18 protein-coding genes and 1 tRNA gene are annotated in these 17614 nt (G+C 62.0%); 12 read left to right on the forward strand and 7 right to left on the reverse strand.

Annotated features, from left to right (window positions below):
- Positions 1-10: 10 nt before the first annotated feature.
- The 4 genes from JNO51_RS08125 (at position 11) to JNO51_RS08140 (ending at position 3412) form a co-directional block, all read left to right on the forward strand.
- Positions 11-658 (forward strand): response regulator transcription factor, encoded by a 648-nt coding sequence (locus JNO51_RS08125; protein ID WP_252346214.1) that lies wholly within the window; start codon positions 11-13, stop codon positions 656-658.
- 9 nt (positions 659-667) lie between these two features.
- A complete protein-coding gene (locus tag JNO51_RS08130) occupies positions 668-1543 on the forward strand; it encodes an NAD kinase (RefSeq protein WP_215782509.1) in 876 nt (291 codons plus the stop codon).
- An 18-nt stretch (positions 1544-1561) separates the two neighbouring features.
- Positions 1562-3244 (forward strand): DNA repair protein RecN, encoded by a 1683-nt coding sequence (recN, locus tag JNO51_RS08135; RefSeq protein WP_215782510.1) that lies wholly within the window; start codon positions 1562-1564, stop codon positions 3242-3244.
- 78 nt (positions 3245-3322) lie between these two features.
- A tRNA-Ser gene (locus JNO51_RS08140) sits at positions 3323-3412 on the forward strand.
- Between the two features lie 3 nt (positions 3413-3415).
- On the opposite strand, the gene JNO51_RS08145 is transcribed toward JNO51_RS08140, so the two are convergent.
- Positions 3416-3583 carry a hypothetical protein gene (locus JNO51_RS08145; RefSeq protein ID WP_215782511.1) on the reverse strand — a complete coding sequence of 56 codons (168 nt, stop codon included), beginning with the start codon at positions 3581-3583 and terminating at the stop codon, positions 3416-3418.
- A gap of 92 nt (positions 3584-3675) precedes the next feature.
- Here JNO51_RS08145 and JNO51_RS08150 point away from each other — a divergent pair, with 92 nt between their 5' ends.
- Genes JNO51_RS08150 through JNO51_RS08160 form a run of 3 tightly spaced genes read left to right on the forward strand, consistent with a single transcriptional unit; the run spans position 3676 to position 5491 of the window.
- Positions 3676-4419, forward strand: coding sequence for a hypothetical protein (locus JNO51_RS08150; protein WP_215782512.1), 744 nt, complete (start codon positions 3676-3678; stop codon positions 4417-4419).
- Entirely contained in the window at positions 4416-4868 is a 453-nt protein-coding gene (locus tag JNO51_RS08155) for a hypothetical protein (RefSeq protein ID WP_215782513.1), read from the forward strand. The genes JNO51_RS08150 and JNO51_RS08155 overlap by 4 nt, the downstream gene beginning before the upstream one ends.
- 32 nt (positions 4869-4900) lie before the next feature.
- The gene (locus tag JNO51_RS08160; RefSeq protein ID WP_215782514.1) at positions 4901-5491 is read left to right on the forward strand and encodes a TetR/AcrR family transcriptional regulator; all 591 of its coding nucleotides are present in this window, start codon (positions 4901-4903) and stop codon (positions 5489-5491) included.
- Position 5492: 1 nt separating this feature from the next.
- On the opposite strand, the gene JNO51_RS08165 is transcribed toward JNO51_RS08160, so the two are convergent.
- The gene (locus tag JNO51_RS08165; protein ID WP_215782515.1) at positions 5493-5846 is read right to left on the reverse strand and encodes a tRNA-binding protein; all 354 of its coding nucleotides are present in this window, start codon (positions 5844-5846) and stop codon (positions 5493-5495) included.
- 116 nt (positions 5847-5962) lie between these two features.
- Between JNO51_RS08165 and JNO51_RS08170 the strand changes: the two genes are divergently transcribed.
- The gene (locus tag JNO51_RS08170; RefSeq protein WP_215782516.1) at positions 5963-6754 is read left to right on the forward strand and encodes an enoyl-CoA hydratase/isomerase family protein; all 792 of its coding nucleotides are present in this window, start codon (positions 5963-5965) and stop codon (positions 6752-6754) included.
- A gap of 126 nt (positions 6755-6880) precedes the next feature.
- The gene (locus JNO51_RS08175; protein ID WP_215782517.1) at positions 6881-7234 is read left to right on the forward strand and encodes an MliC family protein; all 354 of its coding nucleotides are present in this window, start codon (positions 6881-6883) and stop codon (positions 7232-7234) included.
- A gap of 13 nt (positions 7235-7247) precedes the next feature.
- Here the strand turns inward: JNO51_RS08175 and JNO51_RS08180 are convergent, their stop codons facing one another.
- The 5 genes from JNO51_RS08180 to JNO51_RS08200 are packed head-to-tail and all read right to left on the reverse strand — an operon-like array spanning position 7248 to position 12674.
- Positions 7248-8021 (reverse strand): ferredoxin--NADP reductase, encoded by a 774-nt coding sequence (locus JNO51_RS08180; protein WP_215782518.1) that lies wholly within the window; start codon positions 8019-8021, stop codon positions 7248-7250.
- Positions 8022-8046: 25 nt separating this feature from the next.
- The gene (locus JNO51_RS08185) at positions 8047-8598 is read right to left on the reverse strand and encodes a cob(I)yrinic acid a,c-diamide adenosyltransferase (protein ID WP_215782519.1); all 552 of its coding nucleotides are present in this window, start codon (positions 8596-8598) and stop codon (positions 8047-8049) included.
- Positions 8598-10694 carry a hypothetical protein gene (locus tag JNO51_RS08190; protein ID WP_215782520.1) on the reverse strand — a complete coding sequence of 699 codons (2097 nt, stop codon included), beginning with the start codon at positions 10692-10694 and terminating at the stop codon, positions 8598-8600. The genes JNO51_RS08185 and JNO51_RS08190 overlap by 1 nt, the downstream gene beginning before the upstream one ends.
- Before the next feature lie 2 nt (positions 10695-10696).
- The gene (locus JNO51_RS08195; RefSeq protein WP_215782521.1) at positions 10697-11122 is read right to left on the reverse strand and encodes a DNA polymerase III subunit chi; all 426 of its coding nucleotides are present in this window, start codon (positions 11120-11122) and stop codon (positions 10697-10699) included.
- Positions 11109-12674, reverse strand: a complete 1566-nt coding sequence (locus JNO51_RS08200) for a leucyl aminopeptidase (RefSeq protein ID WP_215782522.1) — start codon at positions 12672-12674, stop codon at positions 11109-11111. Before JNO51_RS08200 ends, JNO51_RS08195 begins: the two co-directional genes overlap by 14 nt.
- Before the next feature lie 179 nt (positions 12675-12853).
- Here JNO51_RS08200 and lptF point away from each other — a divergent pair, with 179 nt between their 5' ends.
- From lptF to JNO51_RS08215, 3 genes are read left to right on the forward strand one after another with little or no spacing between them, the layout of a single operon-like run.
- Positions 12854-13963 (forward strand): LPS export ABC transporter permease LptF, encoded by a 1110-nt coding sequence (gene lptF, locus JNO51_RS08205; protein ID WP_215782523.1) that lies wholly within the window; start codon positions 12854-12856, stop codon positions 13961-13963.
- Positions 13964-13966: 3 nt separating this feature from the next.
- Positions 13967-15043, forward strand: a complete 1077-nt coding sequence (gene lptG, locus JNO51_RS08210) for an LPS export ABC transporter permease LptG (RefSeq protein WP_215782524.1) — start codon at positions 13967-13969, stop codon at positions 15041-15043.
- A 1-nt stretch (position 15044) separates the two neighbouring features.
- Complete coding sequence (locus tag JNO51_RS08215) at positions 15045-17612, forward strand: [protein-PII] uridylyltransferase (protein ID WP_215782525.1); 2568 nt, start codon at positions 15045-15047, stop codon at positions 17610-17612.
- Positions 17613-17614 lie beyond the last annotated feature (2 nt).

The raw sequence follows: 17614 nt of genomic DNA on the forward strand, positions 1-17614 counted from the left end.
AATGCACACCATGACGCCTACCGTCTATATCGTGGACGACGACCCGGCCGTCCTTGATGCCCTGGCCTTGCTGATTACCGCCCAGGGCATGCGCACCCTGACCTTCGGCAGTGCCCAGGCCTTTCTCGATCATTGCGCGCCGGGCGAAATCGGCTGCGCCATCCTCGATATTCGCATGCCTCACATTACCGGCCTGGCGCTGCAGGACATGATGGCGGAGCGCAACCTTCACATTCCTCTGGTTTTTATTACCGGGCACGGTGATGTCGAGCAATGTCGACGCGCCTTCAAGAATGGCGCCATTGATTTTCTGACCAAGCCGGTGGATCAGATGCGCCTGGTCGACAGTTTGCGCCGCGCGATTCGCCTGAGCATTCGTCAGCACAGCCAGGAGGTGGAAACGCAGGAAGTGCTGGCTCGCCTGTCGCGCATCAGTGGTCGCGAACGTGAGGTGCTGGAGGGGGTGGCGGCCGGGTTGTCCAGCAAGGAAATCGCCCGCGAGCTAGACCTGTCGCCGCGCACGGTCGAAGTGCACCGCGCCAATCTGTTCAGCAAGCTGGATGTCACCTCGCTGGCAGATCTGATTCGCTTCTACCTGAAAGCGCTCGAGGCCACCGGCATGAAGCATGATGCAGACGACATGAGCAACAACCGGTAAACTACCCGAATGCAAAGTCTGTTCAAACATATCGGCCTGGTTGCCCGCCACAGCAAACCCAACATTGTCGCCTCGTTGCGCCAGTTGGCCGATCATCTGGTCCAGCAAGGGTTCCAGGTCCATATCGACAGCGAAAGCGCGACCGACCTGGAGGCCGGCCCGCACCCGCTGATCGACCGGATGGACATGGGCAAAGCGGTGGATCTGGCCATTGTGCTCGGCGGGGATGGCACCATGCTGTCGGTGGCGCGCCTGCTGGCGCCCTATCGCGTGCCGATGGTGGGCATCAACCAGGGGCGGCTTGGCTTCATGACCGATATTCCGCTGCACGAGATGCTCGACTCGGTCGATGCCATCCTGCGCGGCGAGTTCATCCCGGAAGATCGCATTCTGTTGCAGACTTCGGTGCTGCGCGAAGATGCCGAAGTGGCCAATGCCCTGGCCTTCAATGATGTGGTGTTCAACCGCGGCGCGGTAGGCACCATGATCGAATTTGAAGTCTTTATCGACAATCAGTTTGTCTACAGCCTGCGTTCGGATGGTCTGATCGTTTCCACACCAACCGGCTCGACCGCCTATGCCCTGGCATCCGGCGGCCCGATCCTGCAACCGACACTCCAGGCCATCGCCCTGGTGCCGATTTGTCCGCAGTCGCTCAATAACCGACCGATTGCCGTCAATGACTCGTGCGAAGTCGAGTTCATGCTGACGCGCGGACTCGATGCCCGGGTGCATTTCGATGGCCAGTCCAACTGCGACCTGATGGAAATGGATCGCGTCCTGATTCGCCGCTACCGCAACCCGCTGCGCATCCTGCACCCGCTGGGTTACAACTACTACGACATGCTGCGCCACAAGCTGCATTGGGGCGAACGACTACTCTGACACCGGATGCCGACTGCCATGCTGTTATCGCTTAGCATCAAAGACTTTGTCATCGTTGACGAGCTGGCGCTTGATTTCGCCAGTGGCTTCACCGTCCTGACCGGCGAGACCGGCGCGGGGAAATCCATCATTCTTGACGCCCTCGGCCTGGCGCTGGGGGATCGCTCGGAAGGCGCCCAGGTCGTGCGCGAAGGCTGTGACCGTGCGGATATCAGCGCCCGGTTCGCCATCGGGCAACGACCGGAGCTGGTGCAGTGGCTCAGCGACAATGAGCTGAGCGGCGATGACGGCGAGCTGCTGCTGCGCCGCATTGTCGACAAAAATGGCCGCTCCAAGAGCCTGATTAACGGTCAGCAGGCCACGCTGGCGCAGCTCAAGCTGCTGGGCGATGCCCTGCTGGATATCCATGGCCAGCATGCCCATCAGTCGCTGGCGCGCGGCGAGACCCAGCGCACGCTGCTGGATGCTTATGCCAAGGCCGACACACTGGCGCGCGAGGTTGAGTCTGCCTGGCAGGAGTGGCAACAAGCGCGTCGCGCCCGGTTGTCCGCCGAGAAAAATGCCCAGCAGACCCAAAGCGAACGCGAACGTCTCGACTGGCAAATCGGCGAAGTCGCCTCGCTGGATACCCGACCAGAAGAATGGGAAACGCTCAACCAGCAACACGACCGTCTGGCCAACGCCAGCGAGCTGCTGCAAAGCAGCCAGCTGGCCATCGATGCCCTGTCGGAGATGGACGGCAATTGCCTGTCAGTGCTGGCCGGCGTGCAAAATCGCCTTGGCAAGCTGGCGCACCTGGATACGCGCCTGGCTGAGGTGCTGTCTCTGCTGGAGTCGGTCGATGCCGAACTGCATGAAGCGGTGCATGGCCTGCGTGACTACGCCGGACGCATCGATGAGGATCCGCAGCAGCTGGAAAACATGACGCGTCGCCTGGACGCCCTGATGAGCATGGCACGCAAATATCGCTGCCAGCCGCAAGAGCTGCCGGAACGGCTGGCACAGTGGCAGCGGCAACTGAGCGAACTGGATGCCGCCGCCGACCTGGAAGCCCTGAGCGCAGCGGAACATGAGGCCGAGCTGGCGTATCGCGCACTGGCCGACAAGTTGACCCTGGCGCGCCGGAAGGCGGCGGGCCAGCTGGGACGCCGTGTGGCCGATGAAATGCAGACACTGGCCATGAGTGGCGCCCGCTTCGAGATTGCCCTGCTGCCCCTGGAAACGCCGGGCGCGCATGGGCAGGAAGACGTCGAATATCAGGTGGCCACCAACGCCGGCACACGTCTGCAGCCGCTGGGCAAGATCGCTTCGGGCGGCGAATTGTCGCGCATCAGTCTGGCGCTGCAGGTGGCCATCAGTCAGGTGGCGCGTGTGCCGACGCTGATCTTCGACGAAGTGGACGTCGGCATCGGCGGCCGGGTGGCCGAAGTGGTCGGGCGCAAGCTCAAGGCACTCGGGCAGCACTATCAGGTACTCAGTGTCACCCACCTACCGCAAGTCGCCTCCTGCGGCGACCAGCACTGGCAAGTCAGCAAGGAGACCCGCAAGGGCCAGACCCTGTCGCGCATTCGCGTGCTGGACGAGACCGAGCGTGTGCAGGAGATCGCCCGCATGCTGGGTGGTGTGGCCATTACCGAGGCCACGCGACAGCATGCTGCGGAAATGCTGGCGCTGAACGCCGGACGGGAGACGGTCGCCTAGACGGGCCCTGGCGGCCGGTTTTTTGCCGCCCTCCCCCTAGTCAAATGACCATTGAGCCGGTAATATGACGACCTCTTCGGAAGCGTGGCAGAGTGGTTTAATGCACCGGTCTTGAAAACCGACGAGGGTTCACGCCCTCCGTGAGTTCGAATCTCACCGCTTCCGCCAAATTCAAACAAAAAGGCCCTGAATATTCAGGGCTTTTTTGTTTTCACTTTCGGTTCTCTCCCGCCACGCCAGTTTGGCCATTAATACAGCATAGACCCGGTTTCGTGATGGGTTGCGAGGGTGATAGCCATGCGGGCCACGGCCTTTCTCGCGCAGGCCGGCAATGACCATGTCAATCACATTAGGTATAATCTTGATAACGGAATAAAATCCTCGCATTCATCACGGCGCAATCCGCGCCTTTCCCGGGAAGCCCGATTTGCATGTATTTCCTCATTGAAGACGGACAGGTGATTTTTGACGCCAGGGAAGACTGTCTGATCTTCGCGGATGGGCGCCAGCACCGACTGTCGCACCCGGAGGGGCTATTGTTGCGCTGTCTGTTGACGGCCCAGCATGACAAGCGTCAGATCATAGAGACGGTCTGGCCTGGCTCGGTCGTGACAGACAGCAGCTACCACAAGCTGATCCATGATTTGCGCAAGCAGTTTTCCCAGCAGGGGCTGGCGCCAGAGAATATCAAGACCATTCCGCGGCGCGGCTGCCGCTACCTGGGGACGCAGGCCGAATACCCGACATTGCCGGCAGCCCTGGCAGCCAGGCGTGGCCAGAGCCCGGCTCAGGCATTGCCGCCTGAATCTGCACGGCAGGAAGCCTTGGCACCGGCTCCGCCACGGCCTGCACCCCCCTCCGCAGTCCGGCGTGCGCAACGCTGGCAGCAGGGACGGGTCGCCAGGGGGCTCAGTGTATTTCTGCTGGCCGCCCTGTTGGGCTATGCCGCCAGTGCCACGCTGGATGAGCGCCTGGCTATCGGACGAATGGGCGATGCGCCGAGGGTGCAACTCGGCGCTCGCTCGCCCTCTCTGCCCGCCAGTGCGCCGGCGGGTCAATTTCTGTATTTCAGTGCCAGCAAAAGCTCGGAAAGTTATCTCGCATGCAAGCAAAGCGATTCACAAGCCTTACCGCAAGACTGCCACGGCACGGTCTGGTTATCGCCGGGGCATTGATTGCACTGGCGGGGCTGTACGCCGGCAGTGTGTGCTACTTCCTGCAGCGGGACCGTGCCATCGAGTGCGAGGCCCCCATTGATCGCCTGCTGGTGACCCAGGGTGGAGAGTCACTGGCCTTTTCCGGCAAACTGCGGCTCGATCTGCCGGACAGCACGATGATGTTGTCCCTGACCAGGGAGGGTCAGGGGAAATTGATTCGCAGCCTGCAGGTTCAGCCTGAGTATGACTGGCTGGGGAGGATGGATGCCTTGCTGATCCGCAGTCTGCACTACGGCTACACCGACCTGCCCTGGCTGTCGGCGGACAAAAGGCTGCATTTGCTGGCCGCCGGTGACCGGCTGCGATTTGCCGCAGTGCCGGTCGGCCAGCACCTGTGGTTACTGCAGGTAAACGATGTCAGGCTTTTTTGCCTCAAGCCGGGCACGGACGCTGACAGACATAACTAGACGACCGGTCTAATTAGCGCTATCATATTGTTATGACTACTGAATCCCCCAGCGTGCGTCAGCACATCATCGACACCGCCAAGCCCATTATTCTCGGCAAGGGTTATGCGGCTGTCGGTCTGAGCGAGATCCTGGCTGCGGCCGAGGTGCCCAAGGGCTCGTTTTATCACTATTTCAAGTCGAAGGATGCGTTTGGCGAAGCCATGCTGACGCATTATTTCGAGGATTATCTGGCGCGGCTGGATGCGCTGCTGGCCGCGGACGGCTCGCCGGCAGCTCAGCGTCTGATGCGTTACTGGCAAGGCTGGTGCGATCGTCATGCCTGTGACGGCCCGGAAAGCAAGTGCCTGGTGGTCAAGCTGGGTGGCGAGGTGTCCGACCTGTCCGAAGCGATGCGCGAAACCCTGAACCGCGGCACCGATGAGGTGATCCGCCGCCTGGGCGCCTGCATCGAGGAAGGACGAGCGGACGGCTCGATGGCCGGGATTGGTGACGCGCACGCGGCGGCCGAATCGCTCTACCAGATGTGGCTGGGCGCCATGCTGCTGTCGAAAATCCGCCGCGACGGCAGCCCGCTGCAGGTGGCCCTCAAGGCCACCCGCCAGTTGCTACAGCTGGACTGAGTTAACCCGCCCGGACCCCGCTGGGAACGGCAAACTCCGGCTGCGCCAGTGCCGACGGGATAATCCCGTCGGCGTAGCCGATATCAAACAGCATTCCCTCCGAGACGACACCCGAAATCTTCTTTGGCGCCAGATTGACGACAAACAACGCCTGTTTGCCAACCAGCCCCGCCAGGTCGCTGCGCTCCTGCTTGATGCCGCACAGGATGGAGCGTTCGAAATCGCCAAAATCGACCATCAACTGCACCACCTTGTCGGAACGCGGGACATCATTGACCTGGCGGATGGTGCCGCAACGAATATCGATCTTGTCCAGATCCTCAAAACTGATCACCGGCTTGACGGGGGCGCTCATGGCAAACTCCTGCTGAAAAAGCTTCATTAGACCCGCTTTGCGCAGGCGCGGCAATCACGGCGCTTACGCCTCTACCCATTTGGGATATACTTTCGCTTTCCACTGCGAGTGACGTCATGACCGAATCGATGATCGACTTTTCTTGCCAGGACGGCATTGCCCGTCTCACCCTGCATCGCCCTGCCGCATTCAATGCACTCAATACCGAGGGCATTGTCCGCCTGGCAGAGATTGCCAGTCAGCTGGCACAGGACCCTCACTTGCGGGTGGTGGTGATTCGCGGTGCCGGCGACAAGGCGTTCTGTGCCGGAGGTGATGTCACGACCTTTGTCGAGCAGAGCGAACAGGTTGGGCGTTTGCTGCAGGAGATGACCGACCCGCTGCACCAGGCGGTGGCGCGGCTGATGCAACTGGATGCCCCGGTGATTGCGGCGGTGAATGGCGTGGCGGCGGGTGTCGGGCTGAGCCTGGTGGCTGCTGCCGATCTGGCGATCGCCGTCGACTCGGCGCGCTTCAATACGGCCTACACCCAGATTGGTTACACGCCGGATGGTGGCTCCAGCTGGCTGCTGCCGCGCCTGATTGGCCAGCGGCGGACCATGGAACTGTACCTGACCGGTCGGACCTTATCGGCCGCCGAGGCGCTGGAGTGGGGGCTGATCAACCGGGTCGTGGCGAACGGGCAACTGGATGAAACCATCGAACAGCTGGTGACACAGCTGGCGAATGGCCCGACTGGCAGCTTTGGCGGTGTCAAGCGCCTGATGCTGTCTTCCAGCACCAACGCGCTGGAGGCACAGCTGGCCCAGGAAGCACGCACCATCATTGCACAAAGCCAGACCGACGAAGGGCGCGAAGGCGTGCGTGCCTTTGTCGAGAAACGCCCTGCCCGTTTCCCGCGCCGATAAAACCATCTCGCAGCAAGCGGAAAGCGACGCCGGCATGAGTGCCGTCGTCGCTTTTCATTTGGCATCTAGGCAAGGTCGGCAGCAGCGACTAGACTGAACGCCAATCCGCATGACGAGATCCATCCGATGAAAATCCTGCTGTCCCTGCTGCTGGCGCTGAGCGCCGGCGTCGCTGGTGCCCGCGCCCTGGTGCCGGACATTGCCATTACCGAAACCCAGACCGTCCATTACCAGTGCGACGGCAACAAGACCCTGAAGGTACGCTATCTCAACGGCCATAACGGGCAGAGCTTTGCCTTGTTGCCCGTGGCCGGCAAGCCACTGCTGTTTGTGCAGACCCTGGCCGCATCAGGCGTGAAATATCAGGCAGATCACTATGTCTGGTGGAGCAAGGGCGTACAGGGCAATCTCTTTGACGATATGCGCGGGCCGAATGCGGCCCCGATACTGGCCAACTGCCACACGGGCGAGCTGCACTGAGCCGGCGACGGCCTTACCAGAACTGTTCCAGCGCCAGCTGTGCCGGCGCACTGAGACGGGACAGCGCCAGACCGCGCGACTGCAGAATCTGACGCATTTCCAGCGTCATCTGCGGATTGCCGCAAACCATCACGCGCGACCGCCCGGGGTCGATATCGAGCCCGGCAGCCGCTTCCAGTCCGCCATGGCGCAGCAGATCGGTCATGCGCTGCGACAACATCCCGGGCACCTGCTCTCTTGTCACGATAGGCAGCCATGACAGCCGGGCCACTGGCCCGTCCACCACGGGCGGAGGCTGATTCAGCCAGGCTTCGATTTGGGTGCGGTAGGCCAGCTCGGCAGCCTCCCGCACACTGTAGACCAGAAGGATGCGTTCGAATCGCTGCCAGATCTCTGCCTCGGCCAGCATGGAAAGGAACGGCGCCACACCGGTACCGGTTGCCAGCAACCACAAATCGCGACCATCGACAAAGCGATCCAGTGTCAGGTAACCAAACGCCGCGCGGCCGACCTGAAGGGTGTCGCCAGCCTGCAGTCTGGCCAGGCGCGAGGTAAACGCCCCGTCGGGCACCTGAATGGAGAAGAATTCCAGAAAGTCATCGTGCGGGGCCGACACCATGGTGTAAGCGCGGGCGATGAGTTCCTCGCCACTTTGCAAACCAAGGCGGGCAAATTGTCCGGCACGGAAGCGAAAGCCCGGCGCACGGGTCAGGCGGAAGCTGAACAGCTTGGGTGTCCAGCGCCGGATCTCGGTCAGGGTTTCGACGGTCATGCTGGCGTCTGTCATCCTGCCTCCTTCCGGCGCAAGGGCCTCAGTCGCTGCGGCGCGGACGCCAGAGAATGTCCGGCTGTTCGGCCAGACGGTTGAGGTGACGGGCCAGCACAAACAACAGGTCGGACAGCCGGTTGAGATATTGCCGGGCCGGCACGGAGACGTCCGACTCTTGCGACAGGCTCACCAGGGTACGCTCGGCCCGGCGGCAGACGGCGCGCGCCTGATGCGCCAGGGCGGCGGCACGGCAGCCGCCCGGCAGGATGAACTCCTTGAGCATCGGCAAGGCACGGTTCATGTCCTCCACCCAGGTTTCCAGTGCCAGCACCCGCTTCTCGGCCAGGGCGGAAAATCCGGGCACGGCGATCTCGGAGCCCAGATCAAACAGATCGTGCTGGATTTCTGTCAGCCAGCCCGCCTCATCGGCAGGCAACGGCTCGGTCATCAGCACGCCAATCAGGCAGTTGAGCTCATCCACCTCGCCCAGCGCATGAATGCGCAGGGCATCTTTGGCGACGCGACTGCCATCCCCCAGGCCCGTAGTGCCCCCGTCTCCGGTTCGGGTCACGATGCGTGACAGGCGGTGCCCCATCAGTAGCGCTCCCCGCGATCTTCGCGCCCCATCTCGGCGATGGCTTGTCGCAGACTCTCGCGCAAGGTTTCACTGAACAGCATCTCGTAATCCTCTTTCAATTGATGCATGACGCCGGACAGCATCTGCTTGGCCTGGTGGTCGAGCGCATCCTGCAGCCACAAGGACAGTTCAACCTTCATGCGCGGCATGATCTTGTCGTAAAGCGAGTCGATCAGCATGGCTTCGTCCACCAGGGTCACATAGGACTTGCGCACCGGCGGCAGGTTGAATGGCTGCGGCGTGGGCGACGAGGCCAGCCCGGCCACATTGATGATTTCGACCGGACGACCGGTGTCGGCCAGTTGCGGAACATAGTCAGTGGCCGCAACGCGCGGAGCGGGCTCTGCTTCTGGCTCGGCCACAGCCGGCTGCCAGCTTTGCATGGCCTCTTCTCGTGCCTGGGCCATGGCCTGGCGCAGGCGCTCCTGCGCCAGCGTCCGCTCCGCGGCACGAATTTTGTCCTGCAGACTGAGTTCGCTCTCCGCTTCCGTGGTTTCAGGCTCTGCAGAAGGTCCCTTGCCGCCACCCAGTACGCCATGCGGCAGACTGTCCAGCGGGATGGAACGGAAGGCAGCCGGCTCGCCGGTCGCACTGTCGATGGCAGTCGCATCTTGCGTCAGTTCGTCTTGAGCCTCGCTCAATGCCTCCTGAACCGCTTCGGCCTGTTCAGCCTCTGCCGCCATATCCATCGGCAAGGCGGCAGCGACCAGCGCATCCACCGCCTGATCCTCGGCCGCCGGACCGGGGGTGTCTTCAGCCAGGGGTTCATCAGCGCCGGACTGCTCGTCGGGCGACAGCAGGGCCGGTTCTGCCCCGGTCTCGCCCTCTTCAACCCGCTGCGGTGCCATCACGTCTTCCGTGACGGACTCGGTGACCTCGTCAGCGCCCGCGATGTCCGGCGAAGGCGTGTCGACGACGTCGGCAACGACTTCAGGTTCAGGCATGGCGTCCGCAGACGCCACCTCCGGCATGTCGGCTGCGGGCAAATCGAGCGCCGGTGCCGCAACGGTTGCCTCTGCCATGACCGCCTCGGCAACGGGCTCCGTCACATTGTCCTCGCCCGTCGCGACCGGGTCGGAAGCCGGTAACACATCGTCGATGGACAGTTCGGGAATCGCGTCCACATCCGATTCCGCTGGTGCGGCCTGCGTCGCCTCGACGGCCAGCACATCGTCCAGCGACAGGTCTGGAATCGCTGCGGCATCGACTGGCGCTGCGGCCTCGTTCTGCTCCCCGGTCAGCGCGGCCTCCAGTGTCAGCTCAGGAATGGCCGATGCGTCCGGCGCCGGGGGCTCGCGCAGGACGGGCTCCTCGGCCAGAACGTCGTCCAGCGTGAGTTCGGGGATGTCGTCGACTTCCGGGACGGGTGCCGGATCCGACCCCTCGGCCAGCGCCGCTTCGAGCGTCAGTTCGGGGATGTCCGCTGCTGCGGTCTGTGGTGCGGCGGACGGGGCTTCCAGCACTTCGTCCAGCGTCAATTCGGGGATGGCGCCGTCGTCCTCCGCCATTTCAGTCTGATCGAACATGGCGTCGACCAGCGTCGGCGCACCGACGGTTGGCGACGTGCCCAGCGCGTCGCTGGAGGAGGGTTCTGGCAGGACATCGTCCAGTGTAAGTTCGGGAATTTGTACACCCAGATCGTCGGCGGGCTGAACGGCTGCGGGCTGACCGGGCTCATCGAACTGGGCGCGCGCCATCAGGGCATCCAGTCCGCTGTCTGCCGGCGCTGCGGCCTGCAGAGGCTCCAGTTCGAACTCGAACTCGTGGTCGGTCTGCTTTGTCGCGTCCGGCGCCGCCTCTTCGCCCAGGTCGAGCGAAGGCAGGTCCTGCAGATTGATCGGGGCATCTCCCGGCTGGGCTGCGCGGTCTTCTTCCAGCAGCTCGGGCGGGAACTCCAGCGGCATTTCGGGGGTGGACAGCGAACTGGACATCTGGTCCAGTTCGCTCGAGAAATCGAAGTCAGGTATGTCGACCTGACCATCATCGACCTCGGTCAGGATCGGCAAGTCGATCCCGGCAAGGTTATTCGGATCCGGCTTCTTGGGCTCTGTCATGCTTATCGGGCGCTCATGTCGTGATGTTCGATGGTAAACCCGTGCTCGCGGTAAAACTTGAACCGTTGTCGCGCTCTGGCCAGCGAGTCTTCGTCGTTGCCGACGATTTCCAGAATGCGGGCAAAGCGTGTCGGCGCTTCGGGCAGCCCATCGGACAGGTTGAGCAATACGGCAGGGTGATGCTCGCCCATGGGCGCCCCTGCAGTCAACCAGATCGGCGTGACGCCGGCCTCGGCCGCATCATGACGGCAATGAGGCACGAACGCCACGTCGTCGAAACTCCACAGGCGGGTGCTGAAGGCGCCGAGCATGTCGTCATCCTCCAGCCGGACCAGCAGCCGTTCCCCCCTGTTGTACACCGTCTGGGTCAAACGGCAAGCAAATTGTGCCGGCTCGCTGACCCGGGTGTAAAAATCAATCCGCGTCATCTTCAACCGTTTCGGTGACTTCACGACGCGGACGTCCACGGCGAACGACATTGCCCAGGGCGATATCGGCACGATCCTGCAGGAATTGCACCAGCAGGGGAACCGGACGACCGGTGGCGCCCTTGTCCTTGCCGCTGCGCGAGGCGGTACCGGCGATATCCAGGTGCGCCCAGTCATAACTCTTGGCAAAGCGCGACAGGAAGCAGGCGGCAGTGATGCTGCCACCCGGTCGGCCACCGATATTGGCCATGTCGGCAAACGGGCTCTTGAGCATTTCCTGGTATTCATCCCACAGCGGCATGTGCCATGCACGGTCGCCCACTTCTTCGCCTGCCGCGCACAGTTCGCGCGCCAGCGCATCCTGATTGCTGTACAGGCCGGTGGCGATATAGCCCAGCGCCACCACGCAGGCACCGGTCAGGGTGGCAACATCGACGACGCATGCCGGGTTGAAGCGTTCGACATAGGTCAGGGCATCGCAGAGAATCAGCCGGCCTTCGGCGTCGGTATTCAGGATTTCGATGGTCTGACCGGACATCGAGGTCACGATGTCACCCGGCTTGACGGCATCGCCCGACGGCATGTTTTCGCAAGTCGGTACCACCGTGATCAGATTGATCGGCAGTTTCATGTCGACAGCCGCCTTGAAGGCCCCCAGGACCGAAGCGGCACCGCACATGTCGAACTTCATCTCGTCCATGGCCTCGCCGGGCTTGAGCGAGATGCCGCCGGAATCGAAGGTGATGCCCTTGCCCACCAGGACAACCGGCGCATCATTGCGATCCTTGGCTCCCCAGTGCTTGAGCACGATCAGGCGAGGATCCTGCACGCTGCCCTTGGCCACGGACAGGAAGGAGCCCATGCCCAGCGCCTCGATGGCGTCACGATCCAGAATCTCGGCTTCGGCGCCGACGGCCTGGGCCATGTTGCGGGCCTCTTCAGCCAGATAGCTGGGCGTGCAGACATTGCCCGGCAGGTTGCCGAGGTCCTTGGCCAGCGTCATGCCGGCGCCAATGGCCAGACCGCGCGCCAGACCTTTTTCGCCATCGGCGAGGTCGCTGCGGCGCGGTACGGCGAGGGTGAGTTTGCGCGGACCGCGCAGCGGATCGTCAACCTTGCTCTTGAAGCGGTCGAAGCGATAGAGCGTATCCAGCGTCACGACGGTGGCCTGCTCGACCATCCATTCGACGTCATGTTTCTTGACCGGCAGCTCGGTCAGATAGCTGACCGCCTCGTTGGCGGACGTCTGCGCCAGGGCACGAATGGATGCGCGGATGGCCTCGCGGTATTCCTTGGCGCGGAATTCACGCTCCTTGCCCAGGCCAACGAGCATGACCCGGTCGCACAGGGCATGTGGCACAGAGTGCAGCACCAGGGTACTGCCCAGCTTGCCCTCCATGTCGCCGCGACGGATGACGTCGCTGACAAAGCCATTGGAAATGCGGTCGAGCAGGTCGGCCGCCAGCGTCAACTTGCGAGATTCGTAAACACCGACGATCACGCAGGCCACGCGCTGTTTTTCCGGGCTTCCGCTTTTTATGTTAAATTCCATTGTGTACTCCCGTTGTTATCGCGTGTCAGCCACTCTGCGCGGCCGCGTCGATAACGTCGGCCATCTCGAGTGAAGGCGGGTATTTCGGTTTCCCGATATGCCCAAAAAATGCATATCAGTATTTTCGATTTGAATTATCACTACGCAAGTCACAAAAAGTCAAAAAAGGCACAACATCCATGGTTTTTTTCAAAAGCCTGACTCGCGAACTGACTTTGAACGCAGTCGGGGTTTTTGTCGTCCTGTTGGCGATTCTGGTTTCCACGCAGGCAATCAATCTGCTCGGCCGCGCAGCCGAAGGGCAGATCGCCAACGACGCAGTGGCCGCCCTGATTGGCTTCTGGGCCATCGGGCTGTTTCCGGTGCCGCTGATTTTAACGGTCTTCATCAGCACGCTGGTCGTCCTGACCCGGCTGTGGCGCGACCAGGAAATGCAGGTATGGCTGGCCGCGGGCCTGTCGCAAAAAAGTCTGCTGGGTCCGGTGCTGCGCTTTGCCGTACCCCTGTCGGCCATGGTGGCCATTGTGGCGCTCGGAATCGCCCCCTGGGCGGATCAGCGCAGCCAGGTGTATGCCGATCAGCTGAAACAGCGCGAAGATATCTCGGCAATCTCCCCGGGGGTATTCAAAGAATCTTCCGACGCAAACCGCGTTTATTTCATTGAGAGCTATGGCGGCGAAAACGGTAACGCAAAAAACATATTTTTCCAGGACCTGACGGACGGAAAAATATCCACCATTTTTGCCAAGAGCGGGCATTTGACCACCGATGACACGCGCCAGCGTCTGGTCACGCTGGAAGATGGCATTCGTTATGTCGGCACCCCGGGCCGGGCCGACTTCGATGTCACCTCTTTCAGCCGCTATTCGGTCGCCATCGGCAAGGATCACGATCTGGTCACGGCGCCGCGCTCGCGGCAATCGCTGCCGACGGCCTTGCTGTTGTCACAGTACGACGACCCGGCAGCGCGCGCCGAGCTCGCCTGGCGTCTGTCCCTGCCGTTCAGCTGCCTGATCCTGGCCATTCTTGCCATTCCGCTGGCTTACACCAATCCGCGTTCCGGCGGTCAGGCATTCAACCTGATTGCCGCCCTGCTTTGTTATTTTGCCTATCAGAACGGCCTGACCGTGGTGCGCAACAGCATCCTGCACGACACCCTGCCGATCTGGAGCATCGCCTTTGTCCATCTCGGCTTCCTGTTGCTGGGGCTGTTCGGTCTGTATTACCGCGACCGGCCCGTTCAATCGGTTTACAAGACCATGAAATCCCTGTTCGGAATGAAAGCCTGACCGATGCGACTGATTTCCCGCTACATCCTGTCGCAGCTGATCAGCTCGACGATCTACACCCTGACGGCCCTGCTGGCGCTGTACGCCTTCTTCGACATCATCCAGGAGATGCCGCGTGTCGGCCAGAACAGTTATGGCATGCAGACCATGCTGACCTATGTGGCCTTGCTGGTTCCGGGACATGCCTATGAGCTGCTGCCGCTGGCGGTCCTGATCGGCGTGCTGGTCGGCATGACCCAGCTGGTGACCCACAGCGAATACACGGTCATTCGCACCAGTGGCATCACGCTGCTGCAGATCGGCCGACTGCTGTTCGGCTTTGGTCTGGCCTGCGCCATCCTGACCCTGTTTCTCGGCGAGCTGGGTGCCCCGCTGGCACAGCAGAAGGCCGAACAGCTCAAACTCTCGGCCACGCGCTCACTGGTAGCGCAGGAGTTTCACTCCGGCCTCTGGGTCAAGGACAACACCAATTTCATCAACATCCGCGAAATGCTGCCGGATCAGACCCTGCTGGGCATTCACGTCTACACCTACAACGGCAACTACCGGCTGGAGAGCACCAGCGAGGCGGAGCGCGGCGTCTATGATGCAGCCAGCAAGTCCTGGCGACTGAGCAATATCAAGATCACCCGCTTTGCCGCGGACCACATCAGCACCGAGCATCTCGACCACACGGCATGGCAATCGGTCATCGAGCCGGGCATCCTCAACGTGCTGCTGGTGGTCCCCGAGCAGATGTCGGCCAGCAACCTGCTGACCTACATCCGCCATTTGCGTGACAACAACCAGAAAACCCAGCGTTACGAGATCGCCATGTGGGGCAAGCTGTTCTATCCGCTGGCCTGCGTATCGATGGCGCTGGTGGCCCTGGCGTTCACCCCCAAGCAGCGCCGGCACGGCCAGCTCGGTCTGCGCCTGTTTGCCGGTATCTGCATCGGGGTTGCCTTCCACTTCACCAACCGTCTGTTTGGCTATCTCGGCCTGCTGCACGACTGGAATCCGGCGCTTTCCGCCACCCTGCCCACCTTGTTGTTCCTGATGGCAGGTCTGACGATGATTTACCGACAGGAAACCCGCTGACATGAGTGATGACCTGGCCCTGGCGCGCCAATGGCGCAATGACCTGAAAGCGCGCCGCCAGGTACTGGCGGACGAGTACTGCCAACACCATGATCCGCAGATCTATCTGTCGCGCCATGCCGACGAGGTCGACGCGGCCATCCGCCAACTCTGGCACAGTCTCTCGCTGGGTGAAGAGGCCGCCCTGATCGCCGTCGGGGGTTATGGCCGGGGCCAGCTCTTCCCCTGTTCCGATATCGATGTCCTGATCCTGCTGCCGGACGATGCCCGGCCTGAACTGACCGAGACGGTCACCAGGCTGATCGGTCTGATGTGGGACATCGGCCTGGAGGTGGGGCACAGTGTTCGCACCCATGCCGAATGCCTGCGCGAATCTGCCGCCGACATCACCATCGAAACCAATCTGCTGGAGCAACGCCTGATCGCCGGTAACCGGCAGGCTTTCGACGCACTGAGCCTGGCACTGGAAAACCAGCGCGACCCGCTGGCCTTCTACGAAGGCAAGACACTGGAGCAACAGCAGCGCCACAATCGTTTCTTTGGCGTCACCAACAATCTGGAGCCCAACCTCAAGGAAAGTCCTGGCGGGCTGCGCGACCTGCAAACGCTGATCTGGATCAGCAAGGCCACCGGACTGGGCAGCCACTGGGATGATCTGGTGAAGCGCGGCATTCTCACGCCGGCAGAGGCCCGGCTGATCAAGCATGGCGAACGACAGCTGGAGCGCTTGCGCATTTTCCTGCACCTGCTGGCGCGTCGTCGCGAAGACCGGCTGATCTTTGACCTGCAGCAACAGCTCGGGCTGGCGCTCGGCCTGCCCGACAGCAGCATCCTGCGCGCCAGCGAGCAAGTCATGCAGCTCTACTACCGGGCAGCGCGTACCGTCTCGCAGCTCAACGGCATCCTGCTGCCCAATCTGCGTGGCCGCATCTATTCCCAGGTTCCTCGCATCACCGAGGTGCTGAATGAGCACTTCTACTCGGTGAACGGCATGCTGGGCATCCGCCATCCGGAAGTCTTCACCCGCGACCCGTCGGCCATCCTGCAGGCCTTCCTGATGCTGCAGCAGCACCCCGAGCTCACCGGCTTTGCCCCGCGCATGCTGCGGGCCCTGTGGCACGCACGTTCCAAGATCAACGAACGCTTCCGCCAGGATCCGGTCAACCGGCAACTATTCCTGCAGATTCTCAGCACACCGGGCCTGACGCGCAGCCTGCGCCGCATGAACCTGTACGGCGTGCTCGGCAAATACCTGCCGGCATTTGGCAAGATCGTCGGCCAGATGCAGCATGATCTGTTTCACGTCTATACCGTCGATGAACACATCCTGATGGTGGTGCGCAACCTGCGCCGCTTTGCCATCAGCGCCTTCAATCACGAATACCCCTTCCTGTCCCGGCTGATCAACGACTTTGAACGCCCGCATGTGCTGTATATTGCCGGCCTGTTTCACGACATCGCCAAGGGCCGGGGCGGCGATCACTCGCAACTGGGCATGGCCGATGCGCGCGACTTCTGCGACAAGCACGGACTGAGCGCCGAGGACACCGAGCTGGTGGCATGGCTCACCGGCCAACATTTGACCATGTCGCACATTGCGCAGAAGCAGGACATCTACGATCCGGAGACGGTGCAGCGCTTCGCCGAACTGGTAGAAACACCGCGACGCCTGTGTGCCCTCTATCTGCTGACGGTGGCCGACATTCGCGGCACCAGCCCCAAAGTGTGGAATGCCTGGAAGGCCAAGCTGCTGGAAGACCTGTATCTGGCCACCCTGCGGCATCTGACCCGTGGCGGGGCCGTCGACATGCATTCCGAGCTGGAGGCGCGCAAGCAGCAGGCCCGCGCCCTGCTGCGACTGTATGCCGTGCCGGATGGAGCCGAAGAAAAGTTGTGGTCACAGCTGGACATCGTTTACTTCCTGCGACACGAGGCGCGCGAAATCGCCTGGCATGCACGGGTCTTGAACCGCTTTACCGACAGCGGCGAACCCATCGTCCGTGCCCGGTTGTCCGATGACAAGGAAGGCATTCAGGTGCTGGTCTATACCCCTGACCAGTCGGCGCTTTTTGCCCGCATCTGCGCTTTCTTTGGACGCACGCATTACAGCATTGCCGACGCCAAGGTTTACACCACCGCACATGGCTATGCACTCGATACGTTCCACGTCTTCATCCCCGAGCATCATGAGGACGACTATCGGGACATGATCAACTTCATCGAATTCGAGCTGGCGGGCAGCCTGCGGCGCCAGGATCCGTTGACCCTGCCGGGGGACGGCCGGATCAGCCGGATGCTGAAGCACTTCCCGATTACCCCGCAGGTGCTGATTCGCCCGGATGACAAGGCCAATTACTTCGTGCTGTCGATCGTTGCCGGAGATCGTCCCGGCCTGCTGGCACGCATTGCCGCCGTCCTGACTGATCATGATCTCGCCGTTCACTCTGCTAAAATCATGACACTTGGCAGTCGTGCCGAGGACTCCTTCCTGATCACCGGCCCGGGACTTAACGACGACAAGACGGTCGTGGCCCTGGAGAGTGAACTGTTCAACGCCCTGAGGATATGACC

Source organism: Paludibacterium sp. B53371 (genome assembly GCF_018802765.1).
Taxonomy (GTDB): Bacteria; Pseudomonadota; Gammaproteobacteria; order Burkholderiales; family Chromobacteriaceae; genus Paludibacterium.